Source organism: Thermogutta sp. (assembly GCF_014359955.1).
In the GTDB taxonomy this organism is placed as follows: Bacteria; Planctomycetota; Planctomycetia; order Pirellulales; family Thermoguttaceae; genus Thermogutta.
Window position 1 is genome coordinate 1 of sequence record NZ_JACIYL010000224.1, and the last position, 5,788, is coordinate 5,788.

Here is a 5,788-nt window from a genome sequence, read left to right on the forward strand (position 1 = left end):
ACGGGGGCGTCTCGATGCTGCCCGAAGGAGCTTGCGATGTCGTCTCGGCGGATTCCAGAGGGACGGCCCTGGGAGGTGACGGAGGCGCGGCCGGTGGTTTTCGCGGAGGTTCTTCTTCGAGCGGCATCAACTCCACAACGTCGTCCGCCAGCGAGAGTTCCTCTTCATTCTTGAGAGGTGCCTCTTCCAGGGGACGCAGAACCAGCGGTTCGATTTTCTGTCGCGGATTTCTGGCCGCCCATTCCGCTTCGATCTGGCTCATCAAGCGCTGGGCCAGAAGCCGTGAGAGATACCCCTGCTCCACAAGGATGCGAGCGGCCATGGCTGCGTTGATGGGCTTGGGCGTCTTCAATGAGCGGGCCACATGCGCCCGAAGCTCCGCCAGGACTTCGGGGGGGACAAGGTCTTTTTCTTCGAGGACTTTGAAGAGCGCTTCCGCAGGAATCATGATCTTTTGTCCAGCGCCTTTCCTCCCGTGTTCTTGAATGTTGCCGCCTTAAACTGACATTTGACCTTTATCTTTTAAGGATGTGTTTTTAAGGCTGTGCGGTTGGAGTTTCGCTTCAAAATCCTTTTTAAAAGGCCGTATCTTCCACGGTGGCCAGTCGGATCCGTTCCATACCTACGGCGTTCCCCGCATCGAGTGCCTTGACAACCGTCTCGTGGCGACATTGGGGGTCTGCCAGAACTAACAGACCGGTCCGTCCCGGGGCTCCTTTTCCCAATTCGCCCAGCTTCGCTTCTCGCAACTTATTGAGAAGCTCCTGATCGCTGGGAGCATCCTCTCCGTCGACCGTGATATTGTTATCACGGTCGATACGCACGATGACGAAGTCGCTCTCGTTTTCCAATTCTTCCAGCGTTTGAGCCTGGGCCGTCTTTTCCTGCTTGTCGGACGGTGGCATTTCAAGAGCTTTTTGCAGGCTGAATGCCGCCGTCATCATAAAGAATATCAACAACTGGAACACGACGTCCACCATCGGCGTCATGTCCATAACCTCTTCGGGCATCTCCGGCCGGGTGAACCTGATGGGGACGCTCTGCGCTTCCTCGCCGGCCTCGACAGAGGGCTTCGAGGGGCCATCAAACGGGATGACGTGTCCACATGCCGGGCAGGGACCGGATGTGCCGCGAAGATTGTCGGCCACCGTTACGACCGTTCCACATTGTGGACATTTTACGCGAAGCATGCCGGCGTCCTGAGTTTTTTCAAGCTCGCACTCGACGATCGTCAAAAATGCCGGAGGAAGAAATGACAGACCATGCCGCTCGGTTCAATCTTTCTCCATCACCCCGATATAAATGCGAACCCCTTCCACTTCACTGATGTCTTCGAGAATCCTCGCCACCTCCTTGTGTTTGAGCTTTCGCTCCGCCTTGACAATCACATCCCGCTTGCCGCTGAGCAGCCCTTCACGCACCGCGGCCACAAGCTGTTGTCGCTGTTGCTGAGGGTCGTCGGGCAGGGGAGTGCCCACTTTTCCGTCCGCAAGGTACACGGCCGGGGGCATGTTGTCACCCTGATAGGCGACTGTGATGATTGTCGCCTGGGCGGGATTGGCGCCTTTGCCATATCGGGCAGGGGGAAGTTCCAGAGCCCGCCCAACATCCATGGATGAGGCCACCAGAAAGAAAATGAGCAGAAGGAAGGTGACGTCGATCATCGGCGTGATGTCGAAATCCACCGATTCCTGGCGAGGTCGGCGGAAAACGATGGCCTCGGATTCGTCACCCACCACACGTGTCCAAACGTCGCTACTCATCGTGGATATCCAGGCATATGCAACAGCATTCGCGAATATTGAACATCGATTTGTTTTAGACTGTTGCTATTCGGTACGAAACGTTCGCTCGGCTGTGGCACGGGCAGTCGGGGTTGGTGCCGGCGGTGGTGTGGCTGGACCCTCGGCACGAACTCCCGCACTTTTGAGCATATCGAGGAGGCGGTTGAGGCCCGAGCTGACGTAGTCTTCCAGCTTGCGAATTTGGATGCTCGCGGATGCCGCGCAAAGGACCAGCGGAATAGCGATCGCCAGGCCGATGGCCGTTGTGACGAGGGCCAGACTGATATCGTCGGCGAGTTTGGTGGGGTCCACCTTTTCACCGCCCGAAAGTTTGGCGAAGGCTCCCATCATGCCCAGCACCGTCCCAAACAGCCCCAGCATGGGCGCACTTTTGATGACGGTGTAGATCCAGGAGAGACGGTATTCGAGATCGGCAAGGACGTCCCGTTGGAAGCGTTCCACGAGGAGCGTGCGGAGGCGGGAAAGGCCCAGCCGCCGGTTGAGCAGGGCCAGTCGGACCAGTTGGGGTAACGCGCGGCTGTCCTCGGCGCACATGTCGGCTGCAGCCGTGAAATCTCCCCGTGTGATGAGGTCTTCCACGCGCTGAAGGAATTCCTCCTGCTGCTGTTCCGTGACGAACCGAACGCGACGAATTCGGCGGACAAGCATCACCATGCAGAACGCACCCCAAAGAGCCACGAGGGCAAGGGCCGCGTAATCCGCATTTCCCAAGTAAGTCGTGATCGTGCTCAGGTCGAGTCTCATGGGTCTGTTGAGTGGCCGTTTTGCTGGAAGCTCACAAAGATAAAGGAACGCTGATCGTTCTCCCGGCGAGTTGGCGAAGTTGCTCACCCGCGCCGTTTCTCACCGAGTTCAAAACCATCCCCAGCGTGATAACGGGCGGGCACCGCGTCTGTGCCCACGACCAGTCTGCATCATTTTTATCGATATTGTTGAGAAATGACATAGAAGGCGAAACCGCTTCCCTCGCGTCGAATGCCAAATCGCGTGGAACTCACCCGATCGGCCCGGCTGCCGGCATGGGCGCGTTCCAGGGCAGCGAGCTGGGCTTCGACTTCCGGGGGAAGAAACTTGAGAATGATGCGATTGTCCGCGTCGATTCCCGCTTTGGCCAGCAACTGCTTGTCCGCCTCCTGGAGGTCACCACGCTGCCAGGTGAGATAGAAGCGTTTTTCCGCGTCGGCCGGTCCGATCCGCACCCTCGGCTGGGGTTGTGAAAACCCCGATGCGTACTGAACTTTGTTTCCCGGAAGGAGGACCCCCAGTTCAATTTTGAAGTAGTCGAGCTGACGAGCGTAGGTATCCAGGGTGTTGCCCTTGTCGAAAAAGATCTCCCATCGCCGCGGAACACCGCTGCCACCGGTGCCGCCAGCGCCACTACGGACGGGGGAGCCTTTCGGGCCGCCACGCTCCGTGGATTCCGGATCGGCCACAAGCGGGTTTTCCAGATCGGCCAGTCGAGCGGCTACCACGTCGGCCACCGAGGCCAGAGCATCCTGAAGCTCCGGCTCTTCCAGTTCTTCTTCCTGACCGGGGGGTTCCGTGTTGATTTCCATCTCCGGTCCCAGGGGCAGTCCTCCCTCGCCGATCGGTTGATAGCTCACTGGAACCGCTACCTGGGAAATATGAGAACGTTCTGTCAGCCAGATGATGAAAAGCCCCAGCACACAGATCCCCAGCAAAATCAGGCAGGAAATTATGGCACTGACCGCGCGATCGTAGGCTGTCACGCGGAGAGCATAGCCGGGATCGTTGAATATCGGTGCGCTGCGCTCCGTCATTGTTCGTCTGTCAGGAACAGGTCTCTCTTCTCGCCGTTGGGCAAAAAACTGTTCCAGGCACTTTCAAGAGAACCGGTTTTATGGGAAGAGGTTGCGTTTCTCCCCTCAATTTCCATGTCACGATTGGCCATGGCATTCCATTTCACCATCCGAGCATATCACACACGGCTTCTCGGGCCGTCAATCAAAACTGGCCGTTGGGTCGATTTGTCGATACCAGGCTTTCCATTTTTCCACAGCCGCCTGCCGTTCTGTTTCGCTGAAATTCGGACGGAGGCCGCCTTCGAACCGGCGGCTGAGCCGGCGAAGGGCTCTGTCGGCGGCCAGGACGACCTCCGGATTGGGATCGTTGAGCGCGAAAATGAGGACAGGGGCGTTGCGGAGATCTCCGCTGCGTCCCAGCGCTGTGAGGGCGGCGATTTTCGCTTCTGGACGATCGCTGGCGGCAAGCCGGCGCAGTTGCTCTTCCCGATCAGAGACAAGCAGTCGCACCTGCTGCGGGGGCAGGCTCTCCAAGGCCTCGATGACGCCCAGGACCTGCGATTTCTCGCCCGAGTTCAAAATGGCGATCAGATCCTCCGGCGTCGTCCGCAGTGGCAGAGCCACCACCTGCCCGTTTTTAACAATGGCGTTGTCGGTTTCTTTGGGGAGTCCGCGGGCACCGACCAGGACGCCGGGTCCAAAATCCCGCACCCGTTCGATGCTCTGTTTCGTGGATCGCACCAGAAAAAGGATGGCGAACGCCGTGTCCGGCACGGGGCCGCATTGGTGATTCCAGCTTCCATCACTGTTTTGAGTCTTCAGAATGAAGTCGGCACCAGCCTCGTACCAGCCCGGAATGGTGCTTCCCGGCCCATCAACAAGTTCACGAAAGGTGAAATACCGCTCCAGGGTGTAGAGGTAGTAGTAGTTGTACATTCCCGACGGAATTTTAAAGTTGTTGTGGATGTAGGCGTTGCCGCGCTGGAGACAGGCTCGGAGAGCGACCGGATCGATTGACAGGCGGAGTCGGCCGCTGGCCCGCGCGTTGTCAATTCGTTGCAGGGCAGGGGGCAGATCGGTTTCGGGAGCGGTGATGCGCTGTCTGTCTAAAAGAGAAGCGAGGACGTAGGCACTGCCCACCCCCGCAACGGCCATACCGATGCGCACGCTATTCTGGGGAATTAATTGCGGGCCCGGCGCCACCTGACCCTGGTATCCGTAACCTCCGCTGGGATCCTGTGTTCGCAGGAGCCACAGGGCCACGCGGTTGAGAGGCTCGGAGGGGACAGAGAAACCGGCCTGGATGGCCTCCCATAAACCGAGCACGGCGTACTGCGTTTGGGATGTGTCGCCGGTCGCGGCATGTGTGTGCCCAGGGGGATACCCCCAACCGCCGTGCGGCTTCTGCCGATACAAAAGATAATCCATGATGGCCTGGATTTCCCGGCGATAATTCTGCGGATCATAGGTGCACAGGAAGATGAGCGAGAGGCCTGTGCTGTAGATGTCCCAGGTTCCAATGTCGAAATCCTGCGGCTGGCCGCTTTGCGGAATCCGCTGACTGATCTCCCGCGCCGCTTCGAGGATCACGGGATGATTGGCCGGACGATGGGCCTTGATCATGGCCAGGCCGTTGAGGGCCCAGGCCCCGATCTGCATTCCGCTGTAATGGGAATCAGGCTTTTCCAGAAAAGCCAGCCCGCGTTCCACAGCTTGCCGCACAACAGGGCTGTCCGGGGAAAGCTGCCCCATCGCCGGTTGCCCAGCAGTCAGGCACAGGACGACAAGAATCACGCTGACCGGCACAGAGCCCCCAGCCTCGACCCGGAACGGGAAATCCAGCGTGCGGCCGTCAGCCAGAACACCGTTCGTCGGCACGGGCGAAGGTCCTTATCGAGCACCGGGTTTATCAACAAGCCACGAAATTGGGCGCAGTTCGATCGCCACAATTTGAATGCTACCGGTCGCTGGAGACCGTGTCAACGAAAGGGCTGCATCTTGGGGGTTGGGCTTCGGCTTATTCACAGATGCCACTCACGGAGTGGCTTTGCGCTCGAGCAGGATGGTCCATGCCAACGCCCCCTGCCGGTCACTGCTGGGTGTGTCGAAGCGTGTCGGCTCCAACCTGAGAATGTGAAAATCGCGGGAAAAATCTTCGCGGATTTCTTCTTCGCGAACCCGGGGCGGCCCGCCCGTCCCCGATTCATTGGCATTGCCCGC

At 58.9% G+C, this 5,788-nt stretch carries 6 protein-coding genes and 1 pseudogene; all 7 read right to left on the minus strand.

Annotated elements, in window-relative coordinates:
• Positions 1–448 (minus strand): annotated as a pseudogene (locus tag H5U08_RS08660) (hypothetical protein); the annotation flags it as partial.
• Positions 449–575: 127 nt separating this feature from the next.
• On the minus strand, positions 576–1,190 hold the full coding sequence (locus tag H5U08_RS08665) for a biopolymer transporter ExbD (protein WP_297032202.1): 615 nt from the start codon (positions 1,188–1,190) through the stop codon (positions 576–578).
• A gap of 84 nt (positions 1,191–1,274) precedes the next feature.
• The gene (locus H5U08_RS08670) at positions 1,275–1,763 is read right to left on the minus strand and encodes a biopolymer transporter ExbD (protein WP_297032204.1); all 489 of its coding nucleotides are present in this window, start codon (positions 1,761–1,763) and stop codon (positions 1,275–1,277) included.
• A gap of 66 nt (positions 1,764–1,829) precedes the next feature.
• A complete protein-coding gene (locus H5U08_RS08675; protein WP_297032206.1) occupies positions 1,830–2,549 on the minus strand; it encodes a MotA/TolQ/ExbB proton channel family protein in 720 nt (239 codons plus the stop codon).
• Positions 2,550–2,725: 176 nt separating this feature from the next.
• Positions 2,726–3,586: a hypothetical protein gene (locus tag H5U08_RS08680; RefSeq protein ID WP_297032208.1), complete on the minus strand. Its 861-nt coding sequence runs from the start codon at positions 3,584–3,586 to the stop codon at positions 2,726–2,728.
• Between the two features lie 180 nt (positions 3,587–3,766).
• Positions 3,767–5,446 carry a prenyltransferase/squalene oxidase repeat-containing protein gene (locus H5U08_RS08685; RefSeq protein ID WP_297032210.1) on the minus strand — a complete coding sequence of 560 codons (1,680 nt, stop codon included), beginning with the start codon at positions 5,444–5,446 and terminating at the stop codon, positions 3,767–3,769.
• Positions 5,447–5,602: 156 nt separating this feature from the next.
• Positions 5,603–5,788, minus strand: a 186-nt coding sequence (locus tag H5U08_RS08690; RefSeq protein ID WP_297032212.1) for a hypothetical protein, incomplete at its 5' end; no start/stop codon positions are given.